The sequence below is a fragment of the Sinorhizobium fredii USDA 205 genome (assembly GCF_001461695.1).
Classification (GTDB): domain Bacteria; phylum Pseudomonadota; class Alphaproteobacteria; order Rhizobiales; family Rhizobiaceae; genus Sinorhizobium; species Sinorhizobium fredii.
Genome location: NZ_AUTC01000108.1, coordinates 1 through 835, shown reverse-complemented (window position 1 = coordinate 835; position 835 = coordinate 1). Strand labels below are relative to the sequence as shown.

Below are 835 nucleotides of genomic sequence, written 5' to 3'. Positions count from 1 at the left end.
CTAGGCTGTAGTGACAATTTAATCATTTGAGCCAGAGCATGATGGCTGCGAGCTTGACGAAGCCGAGGAAGGTGGCGGCGCGCTTGTCGTAGCGGGTTGCGATGCGGCGCCACTGCTTGAGCTTGGCGAAGAAGGCCTCAATGCCCCAGCGGTTCTTGTAGGCGATCTTGTCGTAGCTGTGCTGGTATTTGCGATGGCGACGTGGCGGGATGACCGGTTCACCACCCTGATCGAGGATGACGTCGTGCAGCCGATCGGCATCGTAGGCGCGATCGGCGATCACCTGGCCGGCCGGCAGGCCCTCAACCAGACCACAGGCCGGCGCCATGTCGTTCTGCTGGCCGGGTCCTATTTCGAAGCGGACCGGCAGGCCGAGGGCGTCTACGACGGCATGGAGCTTGGTGCCGAACCCGCCGCGCGAGCGGCCGAGAGCCTGGGCTTCAGATCCCCCCTTTTGCGCCGCGCCCCGGCGGCTTGTGCTTGGGCGCGGATGACGGTCGCATCGAGCATCAGCCATTCCAGGTCGGGATGGCTGGAAACGGCCTCGAACAGCCGGTCGAACACGCCCGCCTCGATCCAGCGGTAGTAGCGCCGCTTTGCCGTCTGATAGGGGCCAAACCGTTCCGGCAGGTCGCGCCAGCGCGCACCCGAGCGCGCCATCCATAACAGCGCATCGAAGAAGCGCCGGCCATCGCTGCGCGGACCGCGCTTCCCTTTGCGCCCGCCGGGCACGAACGGCTTGATTTGCTCCCACTGATCGTCGCGAAGAACTTCACCTTCCAAAGCGGACCCTCCAAAAGCCAGCTTGATGATGTGGACGCCCCCGCGCCGGCGG

General features: G+C 65.1%; 1 protein-coding gene. It reads right to left on the bottom strand.

Annotation, left to right across the window (positions count from 1 at the left end):
* Window positions 1-22: 22 nt before the first annotated feature.
* Window positions 23-783, bottom strand: a protein-coding gene (locus tag N181_RS11110; protein WP_086020626.1) for an IS5 family transposase whose coding sequence is annotated in 2 segments (ribosomal slippage) — window positions 23-456 and window positions 456-783 — 762 coding nt in all. Because the reading frame shifts where the segments join, the coding sequence is not laid out codon by codon here.
* Window positions 784-835 lie beyond the last annotated feature (52 nt).